Raw genomic sequence first — 24,687 nt, 5'->3', positions numbered from 1 at the left:
GTTATAAAACTGATAAATCAGCTACTTGACGAAATAAGTATGCTATTTTTTGTAAGATTGCCAGACGATTGTTTTTAATCTTTTTATCCTCAGCAATAACCATAACGTGTTCAAAAAACTCGGCAATCGGTTCATCCAGTGTTGATAAAATCAATAACGCCTCTTGGTATTTTTTGTCACTTATTAACGCAGATAACTTGCTTTCAACTAAGTGCAATGCGTCAAATAGGTTAATCTCTGCAGCTTCTTGCAATAAGTCTTGATCAATACTCAACGCATCTTTCACTTCATTCACATCATTTATGGCATTTTTTGCCAGAATATTGGCAACACGTTTGTTACTTTGTGCTAAGCGCTCACATGCTATATGCGACTTAAAGGCAAGTAAGGCATTAATACGCGCATCAAAATCAGCAACATCGGCGTGATCAACCGCTTTAACCGCTTCAAAGATTTCTCCGGCTACACCCTCTTCTTTATAGATCACTTTCAAGCGATCAATAAAGAATTGCTTCAAACTATTCTTTAAATCTGCTTGTGCAGTTAATTGATCAGCATGGAAGGTGTTAATCGATAACTCAATCAAGGTTGATAATGAGATCGCTAAATGATGCTCTTTTAATATACGTAGTACACCAATCGCTGCACGCCTTAAGGCAAATGGATCCTTGTCCCCTGTTGGCTTTTGTCCAATGCCAAATATGCCAACTAAAGTATCCATTTTCTCAGCAATGGCTAGTGCTTGTGCTATTTTACTTTGAGGTAGCTCATCCCCTGCGTATTTTGGCCAATACTGCTCTTCAATTGCCTGACATACTTCACTATCTTCGCCATGTGCTTTGGCATAATATTTACCAATAATGCCTTGTAGATCAGTAAACTCATAGACCATATCGGTCATGAGATCTGCCTTACTTAAGTAACCCGCGCGATGCGCAAGCATATCATCTGCACCAATGACCTTAGCAATCGCTTGCGCTAATAAGGCGATACGCGCTGTGCGATCAAATACAGAGCCTAGCGCTTTTTGGAATGTAACAACTTTTAGCTTTTCAACATACGTTTCTAACGGCTTTTTAACATCGGTATCATAGAAAAATGCAGCATCTGATAAACGTGCTGCCATGACCTTATTGTTACCTTTAATCACCGTTTGGGGGTTGGAACTCGCGATATTACTCATGGTAATAAAATGATTGATCATCTTATTGTTGTCATCAACCAAGGCAAAGCACTTTTGATGTTCTTCCATTGCTGATATTAACGCTTCTTGTGGCACACGCAAAAAGTCCTGATCAAAATCACATAATAAAGCATGCGGATACTCGACAATGGCTGTAACCTCTTCAACTAAGTTATCATTTAATACAGCATTGGCGTGGTGTTTCTCGGCTAAAGCTTTAGCAGAAGTGACTACTTTGTCTTTACGCACTTGCCAATCAACTAATACATGTGCGGCCTCTAGTTTACCCACATAGTCACTGGCATCATTAATATGTATTGCATCTGGCGCGTGAAACCGATGACCATAACTGATATGTGAAGTTTTGCAACCATAAAAGGAAGCATCAACCAGCTCATCAGCAAGCAGCAATACCGTCCAATGCACAGGACGCACAAACTGATATTCCTCATCGCCCCAGCGCATCATTTTAGGAATCGGTAATTTCTTCAAAGCGTTATCAATAATACCTGCAATGATCTCTTTGGTTTGCTGCCCCTTTTGTGCTATTTGATAAAAAAGGCGTGTGCCTTTGCTGTGCTCAATGGTGGTAAGCTTATCAAAACTCACACCACAAGACTTGGCAAAGCCTAAAGCGGCTTTGGTTGGCTTGCCATCTGCATCATATGCTTTATCGATAAAGGGACCTTCTTTATCGATTAATTTATCTTTTTGCGTTGTTTGTAATTGTTCTATCACAAAAGCCAGACGTCTTGGTGAGGCATAAAATTGCTTAGATTGGTAGCCAATCTCTAACTCATCTAATGCTTTACTGACATTTTCTAATAGTTTTTGCGCCATGTTCTTTAAGGCCTTCGGTGGCAGCTCTTCCGTGCCTAACTCAAATAATAAATCAGCAGTATCCAACATAAATCAATTTCGTTAATTTCATCACTTGCAATGGGGCTGTATTTTAACGTCAATAGCGAGCAAAAGTAAGTAAAAGCGTTAAAAACAATAAAAACAGCAAAAAAAGTAAAAACCTAAAATTCTAAGGGAAAAATACTATTTTCATCCTGCTTTAATGTACTTCACATCATTTTCTTCTACACTGTCCTTGAGCATGTGAGGCGACATGCTCACCCCCAACTTAAAAGGAAATTAAAGGAGAAGACAATGAAACGATGGAAGTTAATCATCAGTGCTTTGATGTTAGTAATTACATCTTATCTATTTGCTACTGAGATCAAAGTGATGACGTATAATGTGAACTTATTACCCAACATCCCTACCCCATTAACCACGAATTTAAATAAGCCTTATCAACGCGCTTATTATATCCCTAAAGAGATTGCCAAACACAATATCGATGTTGTCGCATTACAAGAAGCAATTGCGCCAATTTCTTTTTATATCTTGGATAAACGCATGAAGGCTTTTGGCTATAAATATCGGACAAATATCGTGGGTCAACCAAGTTTAGAGCATCTAAATCTGCTTAATGGTGGCGTTGTTATTTACAGCAGATATCCAATTGTTGGTCAGCCTCACTATGCTGTTTTCCCACGCTCTTATGGACTTGAAGGGATTTCTAACAAAGGGGCAGTATTTGTTGCTATTGAAAAAGATCACCAAGTATATAACTTCATTTCACTACATGCACAAAGCTTTAGCGGCACTATCGATGATAATGAATTTAATGTTTGGAAAAGACAAATGGGTGCTTTGCAAGAAGCCATTTCAAATCAACATTACACAAGCAATGACAAGGTGATTTTAATGGGCGACTTTAACGCAGATAGCGGCTATTCGAGTACCACAGAACCCACAACGGGAAATATCGTTTACCAAACATTGCTTAATATGCTGCATTTAAAATCAAGCGCGCCTTTTGCTCAAAACACACTACCCTTTAGCTATGACAAATTAACCAATAGCATGGCAGTCAGTGATGAAAGAACGACACTTGATCACATTCTTTGTATCGATGGCGCAATATGCCCAAGTGCTACACAATCAACTGTTGAAATCGTTGCACTTAAAAATAAACGTCTAGGAGATATGCCAGATTTGTCTGATCATTATGCCATGATTGGCACATTGGTTTACCCTTAGATTGCTTTGATTTTAATAATGCGGACATATACCGACCGCAAAGCATTTTTACTCTCTTTTTACTCTCTGCATTTAGTTACAAGTGCACGGTCTGCCTTTTCTGCGTAGATCATATCCGCAATCATTGATGTAATTAATGCCATTTTTTCTTTTTGTCCTAGCGCTTGCATGCTTAAATCCGTATGCGTACGTAAGCTATCTACAACAGCGCTTTCTACTGATTGTGGCAAACTTCCTTCCAACGCACGCTGTTTGTCATTTGCATAAATCTGCGCCATGGTTTTTTCATCTTTTTTCACTTTATCTTTGACACTCGTCACAAAGTTAATAGCATCTTCATTGCTAAACTCACCTGAAAATGACGCATTGAATTGATCAACAATTTTGCTGAACACTTCAGTTTTTTGGTCTCGTGCTTTAGCTTGCCCAGGATTGATCGCATCTATCTTGCCACCTTTTAAGTCAATGCTTTGAGTTGCCTGCTTTGTCAACTTGTAGTTAGTCAGCACCACATCACCAATATCGACTTGAGGGGCTAACTCAGTGGTATGCAGGTTTGGCAACAAACCTCGCGCATAGCTTGAGAATTTTTCTAACTCGACATCATTATAATCATGCACCTGAGACAAGAAGTCATACATTCTGATAAAGGTTGATAAGGACTTTTTAAAAACATCTAAGTAATTTTTGGCTTCTGATACTTCTTTGAGCTCAGAGCTTGTATTTTTAATCGCAATCTCATCATTAGCATCCTTGGCGCGATCTAGCTCAAGTTGGGCACGCTTGATTGCCTCAACAGCCTGTCTATAGCGACCTTTAAACCTATCTGCTGCAGGCTTAATAGCAGCACTCATTAGGTTTTGAAGATTTTTATTCTGATAAAATGCTTGAGAGTAAGCCTCTATTTCAGATGGTGTAAATATGCCATATTCATCGAGCTTTTCATAAAGTTCGTAAACCAAATTTTCATCCGTTACATTCGTAATTTCTTCCGTCTTATAATATGGTTCAAACGCCTCTTTGATATCTTCGGCTTTATTGACAAAATCCAAAATAAAAACATGATCTTTGCCGGTGTAGGTGCGATTTAAACGTGATAATGTTTGCACGGCATCCACACCACTTAATTTCTTATCAACATACATGGCGCACAGCTTTGGTTGATCAAAGCCTATTTGAAATTTATTAGCAACAAGCATAACTTGATAATCATCGCTATCAAAGGCGTCACGCATATCGCGCCCCTTTAACCTAGGATTCATATTAAGCTCAGTATATTCCTTTTCTTCCCCTTCATGATCATCATTAACCTTACCAGAGAAGGCAACCATTGCCGCAACATTATCAAAAAGTGGATTGCCTTTATTTTTTTCTAAAAAGCGATCAAATTCAATTTTGTATCTTACTGCTGCCTTGCGTGAGGAAGTTACCACCATCGCCTTGGCTTGATAGTTCAACAATGGCTTAATTGAATTGGCAAAATGCGTGAGAATAATATCAATCTTCTGTGCAATCGCATAAGGATGCAATGTGGTATAACGCTTAAGCTTGATTTTAGCCTGCCTAGTTTCCACCTTACGCTCGCCATCTTTGGAGACGATTTTTAATGCTGTTTCATAGGTCGTATAGTTTTTTAAGACATCAAGAATAAAGCCCTCTTCAATGGCTTGTTGCATTGTATAGACATGAAATGGTAGTGGCAGGTTATCCTTGCCTGTGGGCTCATTGGGTTTTGTAGGTCGTCCAAAAAGCTCCATCGTTTTGTATTTTGGTGTGGCAGTAAATGCAAAAAAACTGATATTGGTTAATTTGCCTTTACTCTCTAGGGTTGCATTTAGCACATCCTCAGCACTCATCTCCTCATCAAGCATCTCAGCATTTAATACTTCTTTTACTTTTTGCGCTGTTTTTCCTGATTGCGACGAATGCGCCTCATCAGCAATAATAGCAAAGTTTTTACCCTTTAATGAAGTTGTTTTTTGTATCTCTTCCAACACAAAAGGGAAGGTCTGAATCGTCACAGGAATAATGGCAGCACCATCTTTTAATGCTGTAGCAAGCTGATTGGATTTACTTTGAAAATCCGACGTTTTCTCAATAGGTACCACCAAGCCATCAACTTGTTCAAATTGTTTAATCGTTTGTTGTAGCTGACTATCCAAAACCGTGCGATCAGTAATCACAATCACGGTATCAAAGTAACGCTTACCTTCATTACTGTGTAAGGATGATAATTGATGTGACAGCCATGCAATGGAATTGGACTTGCCACTGCCGGCACTATGCTGGATTAAATATTTTTGACCAACCTTTTCAACATGTACGGCTTGTAGTAATTTTCTGACCACATCAAGCTGATGATAGCGCGGGAAAATCAGGGTTTCTTTCTTGTATTTAACACCTTTGGCCGTTGTTTTTTCTTCCACTTGAAGGTGCATAAATTTCGCCAAGATATTAAGTAAGCTCTCTTTGCTTAACACCTCCTGCCATAAATACTCCGTGGCAAAACCTTGAGGTTTATGTGGATTGCCTTTGCCACCATTATTGCCCTTGTTAAAGGGCAATAAAAAGGTATCCTTGCCTTGAAGCTTAGTCGTCATATAGACTTCATCGGTGCTTACTGCAAAGTGTACTAACGCACCACGCTTGAAAGTAAGCAATGGCTCATCTTTGCGTGTTAGCTGATCTTTGGGTAAGCGATCTGATTTATACTGCTCAATCGCATCGTCAACCGTTTGTGTAAAGTCGGTTTTTAACTCGATGGTTGCCACAGGAATACCATTGACGAATAACACCAAATCAATGCTGTTTTTATTGTTTTCAGAATAAAACACTTGTCTAACCACGCGACAAATATTGGCATGATAATTACGCTCTAAAGTTTCATTATGTAGCTGTGGTTTAAATTGGCACAGTTTCAATCTTGCTGGATGGGCTTTTATTTCATGCCTAAAATACTGAAGAGCGCCTTTGTCATGAATCTTCTTAGCAACGAGTTTGCTAATCTCATCATCCGCCTTGTCTTTGAAGCGGTTTTGATATTTCTCATAGGCTTCAGGTTGTGTCGTTTTAATATACTCAAGTAAATCCTCGGTATATAACGCTAAAGATTTATTATAGCCACTTGAAATGCCTTCAACCCAACCGCACTCGGGTGCGCACATATCTAAAACAACTTGCTCTTCCATTTTTTTCTCGTGGTGTTTTGTACTCATTTCTTGCCTCTTCCCTTTGGTAATTGATCAATGCAATTTATTCTGAACAGTTTTAAAAAAGGTGATACTCGTTTCAAGTGTCGGATCATAATCAACACTGGTGGCGTATATATCCGTTATTTTTTGATAAAAGCGCTTTTCAGATGTGCGAATATCTTGGATACGTTTGAGTAACTCATCAAAATAATCAAAAGGCTGATCAGGATTTTTCAAACGCTCATCATCTAACAACACAAAGCCCTTAATAATATACTCTTTAAGCTGCTTGGTTGCCCACTGACGAAATCTTGTTGCAATATGTGACTTAATTCTATATCCCACAGATATAATAGCGTCTAGGTTGTAGAGTTTTTGAACTCTCTCCACTTTTCTTCCGCCCTCATTTTGAACTTGTAAGAAATTCTTACAAGTTGAATTTTGATCAAGTTCTTCTTCTTGATAAATATTTTTAAGGTGTAAAGTGATATTTTGAGGTGTAACTTGAAACAGCTCCGCCATGTTTTTTTGAGACAACCAGACAGTTTCATCGTGCAAGCGGACTTCTATTTTTGTTTTACCTGCCTCAGTCTGATAAATAATAAATTGTGATTGGTTCTCCACTGACATCAAACACACTCCCTGACATCCACTTTGCCTGTAACTACCGCGGTAATTAAGGCGGTGCGTTTTTCTTTGAGTAGTTCAATTGCCTGTTCAGCTTTGATAATGGTCTGGTCTATTTTTATGGTTTGTTCTTCTATCACATTGATTATTTTAGTCTGTTCATCTTTAGGTGGAAAAGGCATAGGTAGATTGCCTAACTCCTCAAAATATAGCCTGAGCCTCATTTCCATGATACCTCTTGACCATCTTTTAAATTCTTGATGGACAATATTAGAACGAAATAAGTAATGATAATAATTGCTATCAGTATCCTTGCATGGTCTCAAAATATCATATGCTGGACTTGTGACACCGTTATAGTTTGACCTCCCTATAGCTCCCATCCAAGCTAATAGTTTATTGACTATAAGATCACCTTTTTTTACTTTCCAATAACCATCTGTAGTTGTCGCCTTATTGCCTTTAGCCTCTAAATCTTTTCGTGGCTTTACTCCAATGTCTGTATATACAGATAGCAATTCTAAATCATTATTTACAGGTGCAGGATCAGTAATCATTCTGAAAAACCTTTTTACATTTTTGATTTCCCAATGCTCAGGCACATCTCCTAACCATTCAACACCACTATCTTTCATTTTAACCGTTGGATCTAAACCTTTGGTCACACAATGGGTAATTAAAGCTGTACGCTTTTCTTTAGAAAGCGCAATTAGCTTTTGATAATTCTCAATAAGTTGATCTATTTTTGCGGTTTGTTGGTCTAGGTATTTAGCGATGGTGGTTTGTTCGTTAAGTGGTGGCAAGGAAACTATGTAGTTAGCAACATACTCTTGAGGAATTCTTTTTAAACCTCCTACACCTGTCATTTCTGAAATTGACATTATCATGAAAACAGACTCCTGCAAACGATAGAACAAGTATCTTGTTGACACATCAGTTAATGGTCTCAATGTGTAAATTTCACTTGATCCAAAGCCAATACCATTATATAGATCATTTGCAATAGCTATATTGCTATTCTCAAAGCAAGGGGTAACCTTTGCCATCAAAATATCACCATCGCGAAAATAATTATATCCTTCATATACTTCTTTAATTGATTTTACCAAATCAAGTTTAATTACGTCTGTTTTCAGTTTTTCCATAGGAATAAAACTACAATCAAAATTCGTATACGATGCTATTTCTGACTTTCTAGGATTGATAAGAAGACAACGCTTTAGCGACACATTATTCCAACCCTCAGGCACTTCCCCCAACCACTCAACACCACTTTCTTTATACTGTGGATAAGGCTTTAGTTTGCCACTCACAACTTGTCTCCTTGTGGAAAGGGAATCACATTATCCATATTATTTACCTTACCACCGTCATTAACGCAATCGCCATCAAGATAAGATTGCCAAAGTTCAATAGGTCTTGTATAACCTTTTTTGGTATGTGGATTGGTAATTAAAGCACTTTGCCAGTAATCCATGGTTTTATCACAGACCATTTGACTGACTTCACCATGGCGCGAACACTCATACTCTAAAATTTGTTTAAATTGATTAAGGTGCGTGGTAACACTGCGATTATCTGTTTTACAAAACGTAAGCTTATTTAACTTCGGCTCAAAATAATCACGAATCTGACAACCATAGTCTTCAAAGCCTCGTATTTCAAGTTCATTAATTTCCCGTTCGATTATTAATGGCAGCGAATCAAAGAGATATTTCGCTCCACCTATTTCAAATAATGGAATAGCTAATACAACTCGTGTATCGATATGCATAAACACCGCAACATCTTTGCGTTGGATTTTTAGTAAGTCAACTGCCCAATCATCATAAAAAGGCAAAGACTGCGCTTGCGGTTGTGGCAAGTCGGCTATTTTAAGCCTGCTTGCCATTTTAGCGGTTAATCTAAATTGTGCCATTATGAATGTACCTCACCTAAAAGTTCTAATATTTCTTTAGTTACTGCATCTAATTCCGCGTCAATTTCCTCTAGCGCGCGGGGCGGTTTATACTCGTAAAAGTGACGATTAAAGGGAATCTCATAACCAACAATGCCAATATTTCCATCCTTTTCATCGCGCTTACTCTCATCAATCCAAGCGTCAGGTACATGTGGTTTGACTTCCTTTGCAAAGTAATTATATATATCCTGCTTGAGTGGGATATTCTCATAATCTCTTAAATCCGTATTGGCTTCTGGATTACCTTTGTTGTCAAAACAAACTTCTGCATCATCATCTATCTTAGCTAGATGTTTTTGCAATAGCTTAAACTGTGCTGCGGTCACTTTGACCTTTAGAGCATTTAAGTCTTTTGTAAATTTATCTTTTGATAAATACTCATCTTTGCAATTGCTTAAGGCATTCAGTATTTCTTGCTGCTGCTCATCTTTAAGCTTCAAAAATGCTTTATCCTCTTTAAGCGCATTGAGGTTATTCTCGTCTTTCGGGTAAAAGGCAAGCTTTAATGGTCGCTCGATAGTGACCCGTCTAAAACCGAACTCAGTATAATCAAATAATTTACTTGTCTTAGTTTGTTCAAAGTTGCCATACGCTTGAACAATCTCAGCAATAGCATCTTCATCTAAGTATTTACGTTTCGATCCCAGTGACTTACGCATGGGACTGTCTTTATCTGTGGCATTAATCAGTTGCACTTTGCCTTTGCGCTTAGGTGATTTTTTATTGCTTAATATCCAGATATAAGTAGAAATGCCTGTGTTAAAAAACATATCCGTTGGCAAAGCAATAATGGCTTCCAACAAGTCGTTTTCAAGCACATAACGCCTGATTTCAGACTCACCAGATCCAGCCCCACCTGTAAACAATGGTGAGCCATTAAGAATAATGCCAATGCGACTTCCACCTTCTGTTACAGGACGCATTTTTGAAATAAGGTGCATTAAGAATAGTAATGAACCATCACTAACTCGTGGCAATCCTGCGCCAAAACGCCCGTTATATCCTAGCTTCTTATGTTCATTTTTGACTGCCTTTTCAACCTTCTTCCATTCGACACCAAAGGGCGGATTTGAAAGCATATAATCAAACTTTTTAGATTGAAGTTGATCATCACTTAAGGTATTGCCAAATCTAATATTATCCGCATCTTCACCTTTGATTAAAATATCTGCCTTACAAATAGCAAATGACTCGGGATTTAACTCTTGCCCATAAGTTTTTAAATGTGCATTAGGGTTAAGCTCTGCGATATACTCACTGGCGGATGTTAAAAAACCACCAGTGCCTACGGTTGGATCATAGAGTGAACGCACCACACCTTGATCCGTTAAGATTGCATTATCCGCACTAAATACTAAAGACGTAGCCAAGCGCACAATGTCTCTAGGGGTGAAATGCTCCCCTGCGGTCTCGTTAGACTCCTCAGCAAACTTGCGAATCAACTCCTCAAATAAGTTACCCATTTCATAATTTGAAACCGCTTGAGGACTTAAGTCGCAATCCTCTCTTGTAAAGCGCTCAATAACCTTATAAAGCAAGTTTGCTTCATCTAGGTAATGTATCTGATCTAGAAACTTAAATCGATTGAAAATATCCTTGATATTGTCACTAAAAGAATCAAGGTAAGTCATAAGATTTGCGCTTAAGTTATCCGCATCAGCTTTCAGTTTAGTTAGTGTATATTCTGATGTGTTATAAAACGTGTTTTGTGATTTAGAATTTAATATCCTATCTAGTGAAATGCCTAAATCTTTGTGTTTATTGTATTCATTGATCACCTCTTGCCGTGTTGGCGCAAGAACTGCCTCAACACGTGCTAAAACTGTAAAGGGCAAAATCACCTTGCCAAAATCAGAGCGTTTATAATCACCGCGCAATAAATCTGCAACAGACCATATTAGTGAGGATAAATTTTTAGTGTTCATGCTTTAGTGTCTATAATCATAAATGATCGTGAATCTAGCAGTAAAGCAGGTCAAAATCAAGAATGTTACCGACCATAAGAACTGTTATAAACTGAAGTTACGCACTTTAGAAAAACTATGGCTTTATAAACACCCCGTCAGCCTACGGCTGCCACCCCTCTTGAAAAGATGGGAATTAGGCAACGGTTTAAGCATCCTATTTTTAAGTTTTATCTTTTTGTGATATTGGTTGCATTACCTGCGCTAATCGAAACTTCTTATTACCTAATATCGCCTGATTATAGACCACCATATTGCGCAAGATATTCTTAACGTATTTGCGCGTCTCGCCAAAGGGAATGATTTCAATCCATTGATCTGCATCTAGTTGTTGTGCTGGTAACCAGTTTGCTGCATTACCTTGCCCTGCGTTATATGCTGCCATACCGATAATCAAATTATTGTTAAACAATTGATCCATAAAGTTTAAATTAGCAGCCCCTAACATAATCACTTTATTAGGTTTGTATAAATCATCATCCTCATAGCTCATACGATATTTTTTTGCTAGAAATGCCGCTGTCGTTGGTAAAAGCTGCATAAGCCCTGTGGCACTTGCCGAAGATACACCATGCACACGAAAAGCAGATTCTTGACGCATCATTGATATGATCACCTCTGGTTTGATATGAAACTCTTTACCTGCCTTTTGCACATCCGACCAAAATGCCAGCGGATATAAACCTGCTAGATTGTTCCAATTTCCCGCATTAGCATAGGCACTGGTTGATATCTGATAAATCCTTTGTTGCGCGGCAAGCTTGGCAATGGCTAATTGCTCCTCGCTGGTGAAGCCATTTCGACTAAAGCGCCATAAGGCAAACGATAAACCATATTCTTTAATCTGGTATAAATCAAAGATCTGCAAAACCGTCTGATTATTTGCCATCTCGTCTACGGTTTTTTGATCCACCTTAACAGGTTTATTATTTAATGCATATGATAAATCTAAATCATCGGCGGCTAAAAAACCATAATAACTCGTCTCTTTTGCCAGCGCTGTTAAAATTGGTTTGGCTTTGTCATCTTGCTTTAAGGCTTGATAACTTTTCGCCTGCCAATAACGCCAATCATCCTTTGATTTAAGCGATTGCGGTAACTTGTTATACCAATTTAAATACTCTCTATAATCATTCCAGTATATTGCCGTACGTAAACGCCACTGCCATAATAAGCTTGTGGCATATTCATTTTCGATATCCTTTAGCCATTGAATCGCTTTTTTGTTGTGCGCTCTGGCATAATCAATCGCAATTTCCGCATTGATTAGGTTAATCGTTTTATTATCGAGCAGATGCTTCTGTTTAAAGGCAAGCCAAAAATCTTCAGCATAATGTGTATCTTTAGCCGATAAGTTCGCCATGACACTGATAACAGCTGATGAGAAACCATTAATATGATGGTATTGAACCGTCCAATCATCCATGTATTTTTTAGGGTTTTGTGTAGCCTTTAACCATAATTCATAGAAGCCTTGAAGTTCTTTATTCGTTGTTTTATCAATCCATTTCAGAGCCTCTTTAACACGACCTGAAGAAGCTAGCGCATAGGCTTTGAGCCTAATTTGACGCTCACTTAAATCAGCTTTACTTTCCCAAGTAGATTCAAAGTCATCACAAGCTCGGGGCAAATTAGCACGCGATAGCCACAGAGTAGTAAAATCATTAATCGCTTTTTCTTTATCACCAACGTTATACTCGGCAACAACAGCATAACACTTACCCGTAAAGCCCAAGTTATTGTCATAATAATCTAAAAACTTCTGCCAATCTTTTTGCTTCAGATAGAAGTTTGCCAAATCTTTTTTCAATTGACTTGCCCAGAAGCTGCCTTGATTTTGCTTTAAATAAGCGTCGATAGTTTCTTTTTTAAACTCATCAGGGTCAACAGAGATTTCTTGATATTGCAAAAAGGGATATAACGGTGTTTTAGTAAGCTTTGCCTTGACTTGATAGTAGTCTTTATAATTTTTCGCCTGAAGCAGGCTTTCCGCTTTATTGAAATTAGCTAAATCTGTTTTATTCATTGCAACACTGGACAATGATATCAGCATCGATGAAGTTAATAACATTAATTTTCTAAATTGCATCTATTTACATACCTTAAGAACCATAACAGCGATTCATATTAATAAAAAATATGGCATAAACTCAATAATTGCAGTCACCTTTGTATTACTTTAGGTAAAAAAAACCTACAATAAGCCACTTCAAATAAACACGCCAGCACATATGATTATCTTATATTCAGCATTAGTTGGATTTTTTGCAAGCTGCTTATCCAGCATCTTTGGTGGTGGTTTTGGATTGCTATCAGTACCTGCCATTTTCTGGATTATTAGCCATTTCTATGCCGACATGCCCCAAGCGATGCAAATGACCATTGCCACTGGCTCACTATGTTCAATTCCCTTAGGTATCATTGCTAGTTATAAGCAAATCGTAAAATACAAAAATTTTGATGCTGCTCTTTACAAAAAAAGTATCATTTTCATGACAGCAGGTGCATTAATCGGCGCCTTTATTGCCTCGATCATTCACAGTGATCAAATAAGGTATACCTTTGCCATTGTCGTATTAATCGCTGCTATTTGGTTGTTGTTTTTCCATAAAGAAAAAGACACTGAACGCCACGTCCCCCGGTCTTTATATCGTACGCTATCAAGCTTTGTCGGAGGCATTTCAACACTCACAGGCGTCTCGGTATTTACCGTGCCCTTTTTCGCACTATGCGGCATCAAAATTAAAAAAGCCATCGGCACATCAACCGTGATCGTATTTACCTATTCGTCGATTGCTGGCATTTGGCTTATTTGCCTTGGCATTCCGGCAATGGGCATTAGTTGGCATAACTTTGGCTACGCTAATTTAGTCATCTTTGCCTCGGCATTAATCCCTTGTCTTATTGGCGGCCTGACGGGTGCTAAGCTTGTGCATATTCTTCCGAGTCAGTTTTTACGCAAGATTTTTATTTTGATGATGTTTATCGTTGCGATTTCAATGCTTGCTTAGCCATTAATCCGTTTTTCAATTTTTCAATTTTACTATTTTTGCATTATCGCTTTGGCGCTCTATACTTAAGCTGCAAAAGGATCTGATATGTAATTAATGGAAAAAGCATGCCAAATGAATTCACACCAAAGATAAATAAACACTTCACAACACTTTTTCTAAAGAATTATATTAGCTTTCCAAAACTCATTAGCATTATGCTGATTCTAGTCATTCTCAATAGCTTATTTATTACCGCAATTCACCTACATTATCACTCAAAATATGAGGATTCATTAGTACAAAACTCGCTGTTTAGTTTACTGCGCATTCGTAATCAATTTTTAACGCAAGCTAATGTTGAGCCACGTTTTGTCTACTTTCAAACGAAAGTCGACCGAAGTACACAGCTCAATCAATTTAATATTATCTTTCAAAAAGTTGCTGGCGCCTATGAAGTAAAGAGTACCTTTGTAAGCAATGAATTATTTGATCAAATGCATTCTGATTTATTGAGGCATCATGAATTATTTATTACCAGCCCAATTAACGATGATAAAGAACATAAGATTATTACTTTTTATGTTTTTTTAAACCCTGATGATGACTTGCCTTATCTTTTAAGTAGCAGTATTAGTATTAGCATTGCGATTATTCTTTTACTATTTTTCATGTGGTACTTGGCGCGCTTTGTTCTGCCTAAATTATTATTAAACTCAGCAACTGCTGATAGACAAACCAATAAATTACCAAAATATCTCAATAAAGATGTATTCATCCTTAAACAGCAAATTCAATTATTGTTACAAGAAAAAACGATTATGTTATCGTCAATGTCGCATGATATGAAAAACTCGCTGACTAAATTAAAACTCTTAAAATACATTATTGATAATGAAAAAGCGCAAGCAATCCTAAGTCAAGAAATCGATGAGATGCAAATGATCATTGACTCCTCTTTGGCCTTTGCTGAACGTGGTAATAACAATACCAAAGTGAATTTTGATTTATGCGCATTTCTCGATAACGTATATCAGCAGCTTAGCCAACGTGGTTATAACTTTACTTTTGACAATCAGCTAACAGCACATACTTTTTTCTTGGGATACCCTAATTTATTAAAGCGCGCATTACTAAATATCATCAATAACGCGGTAAAGTATGCACCTAATTACACATTGAATGCTTATATTGAAAATGATCACATTGTCATTGATGTTAAAGATAATGGTCCTGGCATTTCAGAAAATGACTTAAAAAATATTGCTTGTGCATTTACACGTGCACAACACGACGCCCATCAAAACATTGATGGTCATGGATTGGGACTGGCTATTACTCGAGTGGCTATTGAGTTTAATTCCGGAGAGCTTAGTTTTAAAAACTTACAACCCAATGGACTGCTTGTCCGTATACGTTTAGCAATCAATGAAAGCTAAACAGTACGAAAGGATTCACACCCATACTTAATACTACACCCATGGTATACATCACAGTAAATAATACATATTTATTGAAAATAAACTACATAAGATGTATTTTATAGCTACTTTTGATTTGGCTAAACATTGTAAAATATTAGTAACTCTAGTGAGTACAAAGCCAAGTAAAATTACGGGGTATAAAACAATGAGAGTGAGGGATAGACAATGGGATTAACATTATACGCACCCGTTAATGGGTTTATTGTTGAATTGGATCAAGTACCAGATCCAGTATTTGCACAAAAAATGGTTGGCAATGGCTTTGCAATTGAGCCTTTGGATCAAAACATCTACTCGCCAGTAACAGGCATTGTTAAAAATATAGCTAAGACCAAGCACGCCATTACCATTGCTACTGAATCAGGCTATGATGTACTGATTCACTTGGGGCTTGAGAGTGTTGCCCTTAATGGCCAAGGAATTGATCTACATGTGTCAATCAATGATCAGGTTGATATCAACACACTACTACTTAGCTTTGATTTAACCACTATCAGTAAAAAGATTAAATCCTTAATTACACCGGTAATTATCACTGATTATCAAGAAGATGATCTTTTATTGAAGATAAAAGGAAGATGCTCGGCTCAAATGCCAATCATCACCTTAGATAGCACAGCACATAATGATAGTAATAAGCCATTATCAAAGACACAAGAGCAGATTTTTGTGACACGTAGTATTATTATCAAAAACCCACATGGCCTGCATGCACGTCCCGCGGCATTATTAGCACATACATTAAAATCATTTGATGCTACTGCAGTGATATACAAAGGTGATATCAGTGCTGATGTTAAAAGTCTTGTCGCTTTGATGGGACTAAATGTGCAATTCAATGACAAAATCACATTGACTGTCAGCGGTGAAGATGCGGAAAAAGCAGCTTGCGCATTAGAACATGCACTTGTTAACTTTGTCGATGATCACATAGCCGAAGCACAACCGACAAAATCTGAACTTAATCAGGCTAAAGTTAACGGTAATAAATACTTTGGTATCTCTGCTGCCAAAGGGCTTGTTATTGGTGAGTTGCAGCGGATTAATGAAGAAAGCTTTAACTATGCCGATGAGACAAATGTACCAGAAGCACAAGAGCTTAAGCGCTTTACATTAGCAAAAGAAAAACATGAGAAGCAACTATCAGCACAAATGACTACTTATGCACATGATAAAGCAAAGCATGCAATGCTTGGCGCACATATAGAGCTTTTAAATGATGCGAATATTAATAACAACGTCACTCAATTTCTAGCTCAAGGCAAAACAGCAGAATATGCTTGGGATCATGCAATTTTAGAATCAATCACCATTTTAGAGAAGACTCAAAACACCCTACTGCAAGAACGTGTTGCCGATTTAAAAGATATTCGCAAACAAGTACTCTATCTACTGACTAATAGCGCACCGACTAAAACGCACTATACCAAGCCAACCATTCTTATCGCAGATGAGTTTACCTTATCAGATATTTTAGAGGCAGATCAAAATGTTGTCGGTTTTATTTCAACTAAAGGCGGACGTACCTCTCATGTTTCGATTATTGCCAATAACAATAACCTACCTTTGTTAATCCAAGTGGATAGCAGTTTATTTAACCACTGTGCTCAAGATGTTATCTTAAATGCAACGGATGGTTATGCCCTTATTAATCCTGATCTTGATACAATAACGCAATATCAAGCTAAGATCGCTACTTTAAATGATGCCTTAGCAGTAATACGCGCTAAAGCAACAGAACCAGCTAAAACAAAGGATGATCATACGATCCATTGTTATATGAATATCAAGTCACCTGAAGGATGTCTCAACTTCGCGCAATCAGGGGCTGAAGGTGTTGGTCTCTTTAGAAGCGAATTTATTTTCTATGACCGCGTATCAGCGCCAACTGAAGATGAGCAATTAAGTATTTATAATGAAGTATTAGATGCAACTAATGATACACCTATTACTATTCGCACCTTAGACGCAGGTGGCGACAAACAAATCGATTATTTAAATATGCCACATGAGATGAACCCCTTTTTAGGTGTTCGCGGCATACGCTTATGCTTGAAGCACCCTGAGATTCTACGCACACAATTGCGTGCAATCATTCGCACACAAAATCCAAACGCGCATATTATGCTGCCAATGATTACAAATATTTCTGAGTTTCGTCAGATCAAAACCATTTATGAAGAAGAACGTCTGAAACTTGGTATTAGCATAAAACAGCCCTTGGGCATTATGGTTGAAGTGCCAAGTGTTGTTTTTCAAGCTGAGCTATTTGCCAAAGAAGTTGATTTTATGTCAATTGGCACCAATGATTTGACACAATATCTTTTAGCAATGGATCGTGAGCATGATGTGCTTGCCGCTGAAATTGATCATTTGCATCCGGCGGTTATTCATGCCATTAACATGGTCAATGTTGCTGCACAAAAGCACAATACTAAGCTGTCCATTTGTGGCTTAATGGCTGCAGATCAAGAAGCACTTGCGATACTTATTGGCCTAGGTATTGATCATTTATCAATGCGCAGCAATATGCTTGCTGAGAACAAAGCGTTGATTCGTGGACTTAACTTGACTGATTGCCAAAAGCTAGCACAACACGCTTTGAAACTCGACTCAGCTGAAGCTGTAAGAGCACTTGTGCGTCAACAAATTAGTTTCAATGAGGGGGAAAACTAATGGCTAAGAAATTTAACTTTCAAAATTTGCAACAACTTGGTCGCGCTTTAATGCTGCCAATTGCAGTATTACCTGTTGCTGGTATTTTACTGCGATTTGGACAACCCGATCTACTCAACATCAAAGCCATTGCTGATGCTGGTAATGCGATCTTTGCTCACTTACCACTTTTATTTGCTGTGGGTGTAGCCTTGGGCTTTGCTAAGAAGAACCATGGTGCTGCTGCCCTTGCTGCAGTCGTTGGCTTCTTTATTATGAACAGTGTTATCAATACCATTGATACCGGCGTTAATACTGGTGTGCTTGGAGGTATTGTTATCGGTATTATTGCTGGTATGCTTTATAACCGCTTTTATGAAATCAAACTCCCCGAATACCTTGCATTTTTTGGCGGTAAACGCTTTGTGCCGATTATTACAGGACTTACTGCGGTATTACTGGGCTTTCTCTTTGGGTTTATTTGGCCACCAATTCAAGACGGTATCAATGCCTTTGGTAATTGGTTAATTGGTTCAGGCTCGATTGGTTTGTTTTTATATGGTTTTTTTAACCGTATTTTATTGATGTTTGGTTTACATCATATCTTAAACAATCTCGTGTGGTTTCAATTTGGTTCATTTCATGGCGCCGCGGGTGTTGTTCATGGTGATATTGCACGCTTTATGGCAGGTGACCCAACAGCAGGTGCGTTTATGGCAGGTTTCTTCCCCATTATGATGTTTGGCTTACCTGCAGCTTGTTTTGCAATGTATCGCCATGCCCATAGCCACAAGCAAAAGGCTGTTGCTGGTATGTTATTTTCTATCGCCTTAACTGCTTTTTTAACTGGAGTGACTGAGCCGATTGAATATAGCTTTATGTTTTTGGCACCCGTTTTATATCTAATACATGCCCTACTTACTGGTATTTCAATGGTCGTAATGTATGTACTAGGTGTCAAACTTGGCTTTACCTTTTCAGCAGGACTCATTGACTATGTGCTTTTCTTTAAGATGGATACACATCCGTGGTTATTGCTGCCTGTGGGTGCGGTGACTGCTGTTGTTTATTACTTCTTATTTAGTTTCTTTATTAAGAAGTTTAACCTGCTAACGATTGGTCGCGAGGTCGATGAAGTGGTTGAAGAAGATGAAAAGGAAGCTCCACAGTTGACTGAGTCACGTGCGCTTAACTTTATTGGTGCTTTAGGTGGGAAAAACAACTTAGATAATATCGATGCGTGCACAACGCGCTTACGCTTACAAGTTAAAGACAGTAGTAATATCAATCAAGCATTGCTTAAAAAACTTGGTGCGCGCGGCATTGTTGTGCCTGACAGTAAAACCGTTCAAGTGATCCTAGGACCTGAGGCGGATTTAATCGCAGGTGAGATGAATGAAGCGTTACCTCATTCTGCTGATATATCATTTATAAGCATATCCCAAGATATACTAGGCAATCACACCGAAACAACTTCAAAAACCGTAAAAACAGTGACCGAAGACACCAAGTACTATGACATCGATGCTATTGTTAACGCACTGGGTGGCAATGATAATATTGTTAATGTCAGCATGTGTTCATTAACGCGCCTTAATATCGAGCTTAAAACGACTGATAAGGTCAGCTCAAGTACCTTATTTGCGCTTGGCATTGATGGTTGTATTACCTTAGATAAACAGTCAGTACAGCTATTGGTAATGCAATCCCCTGAAATGCTGCTCAATGGGTTAAACGCAATTTCAAATCATATTTCTTAATTTTTATTTTCTATATACTCATCGCAGATCATTGTGCAGCATCTAGTTGCAAGATAGCTTGTCAAAAGTATGCAAAATGCAAAGCAAGCAATTCTGTAAAATGGTTTGTGGTGGGTATACATCTTTTTCAAAGTTTCGAAACAAAAAATAATGTAAATCTAAAAAAGCACTTACCAAGTGACTCAAGAACATTTATGATTTATGTATGACTAAGCTTTCGCTTTATGATGATAACGAATTACTACATTATTGCTGACTTGCATTTAAATGAATCACGGCCACAAACTATTGATTTGTTTAAGACGTTTTTAAACAACATTAGCCACGAAGGCAATTCCCTTTTTATCTTGGGTGATTTTTTTGATTACTGGGTTGGTGATGATGTAATAAGCCACATGCAAGAAGGTATTATCAAGGCACTTCTTGATGCGCATGAGAAAGGTTTAACGATTTATTTCATGCATGGTAATCGTGACTTTTTAATTGGCAAAACCTTTGCACAAAAATCAAAGGTAACCCTTATTAACGATCCGTATCTTTTGCAATTAAAACATCAAGACATCGTACTCATGCATGGTGATTTATTATGTACTGATGATAAAAGCTATCAAATGTTTCGCTATATTGTCCGCAATCCATTGGTTAAAAAACTTTATCTGTCCCTATCAGCAAAAACACGCCAACGCATCGCACAAAAAATTCGCACTAAAAGCAAACAGAAAAACAAAAAATACAAAATAATTGATGTAACGCCAAAAGGCATAAAACGATATTTAGGTGACAATAAGTTATTAATTCATGGGCATACCCACTTGTTTAATACCCACCATGAAAAAAACTATACACGCTATGTTTTAGGTGACTGGTTTACTACAGGAAGTTATATTCATATCGATCATAATGAAAATATTAAGCTTTTAAAGCTAGATGCAATTTGAAAAATAGCAAGACTTTGCCATACTTGCAATGCAATAACTATTTACAAACATATGGAGCTAACATACGATGAGTCAGGAAAGCATTACCACCCAAACCACCACTTTATCAAGCGACCCACACGCCATTTTAGGCATGGGCATTGCGCTACTTATTATGATCGTTGTTTTCTATATTTTCTCGATTGCCTTTTCATGGAGCGTTTATAAACTGCTGAAAATCATCGATAAGGATAAGCAAGTCACCAAGCCATGGTTTGCTTGGCTTTTTCTTATTCCAGTCGTCGGTTATATTTTCCAGTGGATCGTCTTACCCTTTGGTGTTGGCAATGCGCTTAAAAAGTATCAAGATATGACCATTAAACTACGAGGTGATACTTTATTTATCTTGGGGCTAGCTTTGGTGATATTACCCATTGTTACCTTTATCCCAATCATATCGCCATTTGCATCTGTGGCTTGCATGGTGATCTATATTATCTATTGGGTTAAGATTGTTAAAGTGCGTAAATTACTTGAACCATCAAACCTTAATACAAACGAAGTTTAATAAACACTTGTTCTCTACTACATAAGCGTTGGCTGAGCGTAAGTCGAAGCCTTTACAATTCCCCCTCACCCGCGCAGCTTATGCTGCACGAGCAATCCCACAAGGGGCGAGGTGAAACAATAACACAACTTATTTCTCTATCATTACTAAGCACCTTACCTCCAAACGTGCCCACTTCGTCTGATGCTCAGGGTACGTGTTTTTGAGCAAATATTAACTGCAGTCCATACATGCTACTTTTCTTCTTCCCAATTATTTAAACAAGTTAAGCACGCGGGTGATGTTCTTTATATAAATTCATTAATCGCACTTGCGAGATATGCGTATAAATCGTCGTCGTTGAGACACTACTATGCCCCAGAAGCATTTGCACTGAGCGCAAATCAGCCCCGTGGGTTAGTAAATGTGTTGCAAACGCATGACGCAAGGTATGCGGTGAAATCTCTTTTTTGATACCGACAAGATCAGCATAAAACTTAATACGGTGCCAGAACGTCTGACGGGTAATACCTTTTCGATGATGCGATACAAATAATTTATCAATCTTTAAACCCTGTAGCCAACCATCACGTACTTCATTAATATATTTATGTAAATACTCCAAAGCATATTCACCGGTTGGTACCAAACGCTCTTTTGAGCCTTTACCCATTACACGCACAACACCTTGGCGTAAATTAACATCATCCAAAGTTAAATTAACTAATTCACTGACACGCAAACCCGTGGCATAAATAAGCTCTAATAGCGCCTTATCGCGAATGCCGATATCTGTTGTTAAATCAGGTGCATCTAGCAATTTCTCAACATCTTCTTCAGATAGATCTTTAGGTAGACTTTTGGGTAATTTGGGTAATATTAACTTCTGTGTTGGATCTATGGTGATCTTTTGCTGCGCGTAACACCACCCGTAAAATTTATGCAAGGTCGAAATCATTCGTGCATTAGATCGGGCGCTATAGCCCTCATTTAAACGCTTGGCTAAAAAGACTTGTAGCTCTGAAAGTTTCAGATTAACTACATCATGCGTTTGATAGAATTTAAGCAGATGATTCAAATCGGTTTTATAAGAGGATAAGGTATTTTGGCTTAAGCCTTCACTTAGCCAGATATCATCGATAAATTGATTAATGATTTCGGAGTAATCACGCATTTTTAACAGCAATTAAATTTTCTATACTTTCAAGCCACTCATTATCTAATAGCATTAAGAATTTCCATATAAGAATCATGAGAGTGATTTCTTAAATTTAATAAAAATGATGCGATATTTTTTGCATTACCATAAAGTTTCTTATTATTCTCAACAATATCTGATCGACGCATTGGTGAGTTAGCACTTGTATCATGAAAGTGATATACAACCCAGTTAGATATCGAACGATGCACAAAATATCCAATGCCATTATATTTGCCATCTGCAGACCTCTCACTTTTTAACTCAGAAATTCTGCTCTCTCTACTGGGTAGTCCATAGCTGTGCCATGTATCCTTTGATGGCCATGACCATCCTATATTTTCTGCATGCAGCTTTGAATCCATTTCGTCAGTCTCAAATTCAAAACCTATGGAAGGGTTCTTTTGAAATGCTCTACTTTCTTCAATTAGAAAATCCTCTTCTACTGTTGGCACTAATTCAAGAGCATAGTAATTTCTCGCTTCCATATTGTTTGTTGACTGAAATTCAAAAGAAACTTTTATTCTTTCTGTAATTTTTGGACCATTATAAAGAAAGTTATCAGCTCTGCCACGACTACTAATAAATGACGTAAAGCTGCCCTCACTCATTGACATCAGCATACGAAAAATTTGAATAAAGTTACTCTTTCCTGCGCCATTAGCACCAATTAAAATATTTAAACTTCCAAGCTCTAAACTGTCTAAATCAGCAATAGATTTAAACCCACTAACTTTCATTCGCGTTAAATAACCATTTTTCATATTATCCTTTGAGATCACTCAAAACTCTGAAATTATCTAAGTACATTAAAACTATTTTAATCAATATTTCAGACAACGTTAACCAATATTTTGGATCAAAAAATATAATAATGAAAAACTTTTATAATATGAGGAAAACTTACTTTAATAAAAAATTGAAAGGTTCATTTAAAGCAAGTCATAAAAACAAAAAAGGTTGGCGATGCCAACCTTGAAAATTATACTTTTTCTTTGATTCTTGCTGCTTTTCCAGTCAAGCCACGCATGTAGTAAAGCTTAGCGCGACGAACTTTAGCACGTCTTTCGACAACGACGCTGTCAATGATTGGGCTGTGTGTTTGAAATGTACGCTCAACACCTTCACCAGATGACATTTTACGTACAGTAAACGCAGAGTTGATACCACGATTCTTGATCGCAAGTACGAAGCCTTTAAACGCCTGAATACGCGCTTTATCACCTTCTTTTACCCATACGTTAACCGTTACTGAATCACCAGGATGGAATGTTGGTAAGTCAGTACGTAGTTGTGAATTTTCAACCATTTCTAAGTATTTATTCTTCATTTTTTTCTCCTAATTGTGCATTCTCTATCACATTTATTGTTTTTCATCTTGGGCTAATTGCTCAAGATATTGCTTATCTTCATTCGATAGACATAGGCACTCAATCAATTCTTTACGCCGTAGAAAAGTGCGTTTCAACTTTTGTTGATGTCGCCATTGATGAATTTTTTGATGATCTCCAGATAACAGTACCGCGGGTACATCACCTGCATCGACATGTGTTGCAGGGCGCGTATAATGCGGACAATCTAATAAACCATCGTAAAATGAATCTTCAACAGCTGACGCTTGATCATTTAATACACCAGGCAATAAACGCACGATGCTATCAATCAATGTCATTGCCGGTAGCTCGCCACCGCTTAAGACATAATCACCTATTGAAACTTCTTCATCAACATGACGCTCAATCAAACGCTCATCGATACCTTCATAACGACCACAAAGCAAGATTAAAGCATCTTCACAAGCAAACTCTTTAACCAAGTTTTGAGTTAAGGGTTTTCCTTGCGGCGACAAGTATACAACTTTAGCGGGTTTGTTCAATCTTTTTTTGGCTTCAAGAATGGCTTTTTGCAGTGGATCATACATCATCACCATGCCAGGCCCACCACCAAAAGGGCGATCATCAATTGTCTGATAGCGATTGGTTGCAAACTGACGTGGATTAATGGTCATAAACCCCGCTTTTTCAAGCTGAAATGCGCGTGCTGAAACGCCATATTGGGTAATCGCATCAAACATTTCAGGAAATATCGTAATCGCTGCAAAGTTAATCATTGTGCTT

Annotated in this window: 18 protein-coding genes; 7 read left to right on the top strand and 11 right to left on the bottom strand. The window is 37.8% G+C overall.

What is annotated here, in order from left to right:
- Window position 1 precedes the first annotated feature (1 nt).
- On the bottom strand, window positions 2–2,092 hold the full coding sequence (gene glyS, locus IE867_RS06015) for a glycine--tRNA ligase subunit beta (RefSeq protein WP_192483868.1): 2,091 nt from the start codon (window positions 2,090–2,092) through the stop codon (window positions 2–4).
- 246 nt (window positions 2,093–2,338) lie between these two features.
- Here glyS and IE867_RS06010 point away from each other — a divergent pair, with 246 nt between their 5' ends.
- Window positions 2,339–3,277, top strand: a complete 939-nt coding sequence (locus tag IE867_RS06010) for a sphingomyelin phosphodiesterase (protein ID WP_192483867.1) — start codon at window positions 2,339–2,341, stop codon at window positions 3,275–3,277.
- A gap of 59 nt (window positions 3,278–3,336) precedes the next feature.
- Here the strand turns inward: IE867_RS06010 and IE867_RS06005 are convergent, their stop codons facing one another.
- The 6 genes from IE867_RS06005 to IE867_RS05980 form a co-directional block, all read right to left on the bottom strand.
- Window positions 3,337–6,492 (bottom strand): type I restriction endonuclease subunit R, encoded by a 3,156-nt coding sequence (locus tag IE867_RS06005; RefSeq protein WP_192483866.1) that lies wholly within the window; start codon window positions 6,490–6,492, stop codon window positions 3,337–3,339.
- A 27-nt stretch (window positions 6,493–6,519) separates the two neighbouring features.
- Entirely contained in the window at window positions 6,520–7,098 is a 579-nt protein-coding gene (gene rhuM, locus IE867_RS06000; RefSeq protein ID WP_192483865.1) for a RhuM family protein, read from the bottom strand.
- Complete coding sequence (locus tag IE867_RS05995) at window positions 7,098–8,408, bottom strand: restriction endonuclease subunit S (RefSeq protein WP_192483864.1); 1,311 nt, start codon at window positions 8,406–8,408, stop codon at window positions 7,098–7,100. Before IE867_RS05995 ends, rhuM begins: the two co-directional genes overlap by 1 nt.
- The gene (locus tag IE867_RS05990; RefSeq protein ID WP_192483863.1) at window positions 8,405–9,013 is read right to left on the bottom strand and encodes a DUF6933 domain-containing protein; all 609 of its coding nucleotides are present in this window, start codon (window positions 9,011–9,013) and stop codon (window positions 8,405–8,407) included. Before IE867_RS05990 ends, IE867_RS05995 begins: the two co-directional genes overlap by 4 nt.
- Window positions 9,013–10,980, bottom strand: coding sequence for a type I restriction-modification system subunit M (locus IE867_RS05985; protein ID WP_192483862.1), 1,968 nt, complete (start codon window positions 10,978–10,980; stop codon window positions 9,013–9,015). The genes IE867_RS05990 and IE867_RS05985 overlap by 1 nt, the downstream gene beginning before the upstream one ends.
- A 202-nt stretch (window positions 10,981–11,182) precedes the next feature.
- Window positions 11,183–13,108 carry a lytic transglycosylase domain-containing protein gene (locus IE867_RS05980; RefSeq protein WP_192483861.1) on the bottom strand — a complete coding sequence of 642 codons (1,926 nt, stop codon included), beginning with the start codon at window positions 13,106–13,108 and terminating at the stop codon, window positions 11,183–11,185.
- Window positions 13,109–13,250: 142 nt separating this feature from the next.
- On the opposite strand from IE867_RS05980, the gene IE867_RS05975 reads away from it, so the two are divergent.
- The 6 genes from IE867_RS05975 to IE867_RS05950 all read left to right on the top strand — a co-directional run bounded on the left by IE867_RS05975 (window position 13,251) and on the right by IE867_RS05950 (window position 21,393).
- Window positions 13,251–14,030, top strand: a complete 780-nt coding sequence (locus IE867_RS05975; protein ID WP_192483860.1) for a sulfite exporter TauE/SafE family protein — start codon at window positions 13,251–13,253, stop codon at window positions 14,028–14,030.
- Window positions 14,031–14,137: 107 nt separating this feature from the next.
- A complete protein-coding gene (locus tag IE867_RS05970; RefSeq protein ID WP_192483859.1) occupies window positions 14,138–15,448 on the top strand; it encodes a sensor histidine kinase in 1,311 nt (436 codons plus the stop codon).
- A 210-nt stretch (window positions 15,449–15,658) separates the two neighbouring features.
- Window positions 15,659–18,169 carry a phosphoenolpyruvate--protein phosphotransferase gene (gene ptsP / locus IE867_RS05965; protein WP_192483858.1) on the top strand — a complete coding sequence of 837 codons (2,511 nt, stop codon included), beginning with the start codon at window positions 15,659–15,661 and terminating at the stop codon, window positions 18,167–18,169.
- On the top strand, window positions 18,169–19,908 hold the full coding sequence (gene nagE, locus IE867_RS05960) for an N-acetylglucosamine-specific PTS transporter subunit IIBC (RefSeq protein ID WP_192483857.1): 1,740 nt from the start codon (window positions 18,169–18,171) through the stop codon (window positions 19,906–19,908). Before ptsP ends, nagE begins: the two co-directional genes overlap by 1 nt.
- A 224-nt stretch (window positions 19,909–20,132) precedes the next feature.
- Complete coding sequence (locus IE867_RS05955) at window positions 20,133–20,846, top strand: UDP-2,3-diacylglucosamine diphosphatase (RefSeq protein ID WP_192483856.1); 714 nt, start codon at window positions 20,133–20,135, stop codon at window positions 20,844–20,846.
- A 67-nt stretch (window positions 20,847–20,913) separates the two neighbouring features.
- Window positions 20,914–21,393, top strand: coding sequence for a hypothetical protein (locus IE867_RS05950; RefSeq protein ID WP_192483855.1), 480 nt, complete (start codon window positions 20,914–20,916; stop codon window positions 21,391–21,393).
- 265 nt (window positions 21,394–21,658) lie between these two features.
- Here the strand turns inward: IE867_RS05950 and xerD are convergent, their stop codons facing one another.
- The 4 genes from xerD to trmD all read right to left on the bottom strand — a co-directional run bounded on the left by xerD (window position 21,659) and on the right by trmD (window position 24,677).
- A complete protein-coding gene (xerD, locus tag IE867_RS05945; protein ID WP_192483854.1) occupies window positions 21,659–22,546 on the bottom strand; it encodes a site-specific tyrosine recombinase XerD in 888 nt (295 codons plus the stop codon).
- 41 nt (window positions 22,547–22,587) lie between these two features.
- On the bottom strand, window positions 22,588–23,334 hold the full coding sequence (locus IE867_RS05940; RefSeq protein WP_192483853.1) for an AAA family ATPase: 747 nt from the start codon (window positions 23,332–23,334) through the stop codon (window positions 22,588–22,590).
- Between the two features lie 218 nt (window positions 23,335–23,552).
- Complete coding sequence (gene rplS, locus IE867_RS05935; RefSeq protein ID WP_117001346.1) at window positions 23,553–23,900, bottom strand: 50S ribosomal protein L19; 348 nt, start codon at window positions 23,898–23,900, stop codon at window positions 23,553–23,555.
- Between the two features lie 33 nt (window positions 23,901–23,933).
- Complete coding sequence (gene trmD, locus IE867_RS05930; protein ID WP_328706691.1) at window positions 23,934–24,677, bottom strand: tRNA (guanosine(37)-N1)-methyltransferase TrmD; 744 nt, start codon at window positions 24,675–24,677, stop codon at window positions 23,934–23,936.
- Between the last annotated feature and the right edge of the window lie 10 nt (window positions 24,678–24,687).

The sequence above is a fragment of the Cysteiniphilum marinum genome (assembly GCF_014857925.1).
Classification (GTDB): domain Bacteria; phylum Pseudomonadota; class Gammaproteobacteria; order Francisellales; family Francisellaceae; genus Caedibacter; species Caedibacter marinus.
The sequence above is the reverse complement of the archived record's forward strand: the minus strand, read 5'-3'. Positions and strand labels throughout refer to the sequence as shown.

Bases quoted from the DNA above. Each gene is read 5' to 3' on its own strand.
- ptsP (WP_192483858.1), top strand. From the start codon at position 15,659: ATGGGATTAACATTATACGCACCCGTTAATGGGTTTATTGTTGAATTG.
- IE867_RS05940 (WP_192483853.1), bottom strand. From the start codon at position 23,334: ATGAAAAATGGTTATTTAACGCGAATGAAAGTTAGTGGGTTTAAATCT.
- IE867_RS05990 (WP_192483863.1), bottom strand. From the start codon at position 9,013: ATGGCACAATTTAGATTAACCGCTAAAATGGCAAGCAGGCTTAAAATA.
- IE867_RS05970 (WP_192483859.1), top strand. From the start codon at position 14,138: ATGCCAAATGAATTCACACCAAAGATAAATAAACACTTCACAACACTT.
- rhuM (WP_192483865.1), bottom strand. From the start codon at position 7,098: ATGTCAGTGGAGAACCAATCACAATTTATTATTTATCAGACTGAGGCA.
- glyS (WP_192483868.1), bottom strand. From the start codon at position 2,092: ATGTTGGATACTGCTGATTTATTATTTGAGTTAGGCACGGAAGAGCTG.
- IE867_RS05980 (WP_192483861.1), bottom strand. From the start codon at position 13,108: ATGCAATTTAGAAAATTAATGTTATTAACTTCATCGATGCTGATATCA.
- xerD (WP_192483854.1), bottom strand. From the start codon at position 22,546: ATGCGTGATTACTCCGAAATCATTAATCAATTTATCGATGATATCTGG.
- rplS (WP_117001346.1), bottom strand. From the start codon at position 23,900: ATGAAGAATAAATACTTAGAAATGGTTGAAAATTCACAACTACGTACT.
- IE867_RS06005 (WP_192483866.1), bottom strand. From the start codon at position 6,492: ATGAGTACAAAACACCACGAGAAAAAAATGGAAGAGCAAGTTGTTTTA.
- nagE (WP_192483857.1), top strand. From the start codon at position 18,169: ATGGCTAAGAAATTTAACTTTCAAAATTTGCAACAACTTGGTCGCGCT.
- IE867_RS06010 (WP_192483867.1), top strand. From the start codon at position 2,339: ATGAAACGATGGAAGTTAATCATCAGTGCTTTGATGTTAGTAATTACA.
- IE867_RS05985 (WP_192483862.1), bottom strand. From the start codon at position 10,980: ATGAACACTAAAAATTTATCCTCACTAATATGGTCTGTTGCAGATTTA.
- IE867_RS05955 (WP_192483856.1), top strand. From the start codon at position 20,133: ATGATGATAACGAATTACTACATTATTGCTGACTTGCATTTAAATGAA.
- IE867_RS05975 (WP_192483860.1), top strand. From the start codon at position 13,251: ATGATTATCTTATATTCAGCATTAGTTGGATTTTTTGCAAGCTGCTTA.
- IE867_RS05950 (WP_192483855.1), top strand. From the start codon at position 20,914: ATGAGTCAGGAAAGCATTACCACCCAAACCACCACTTTATCAAGCGAC.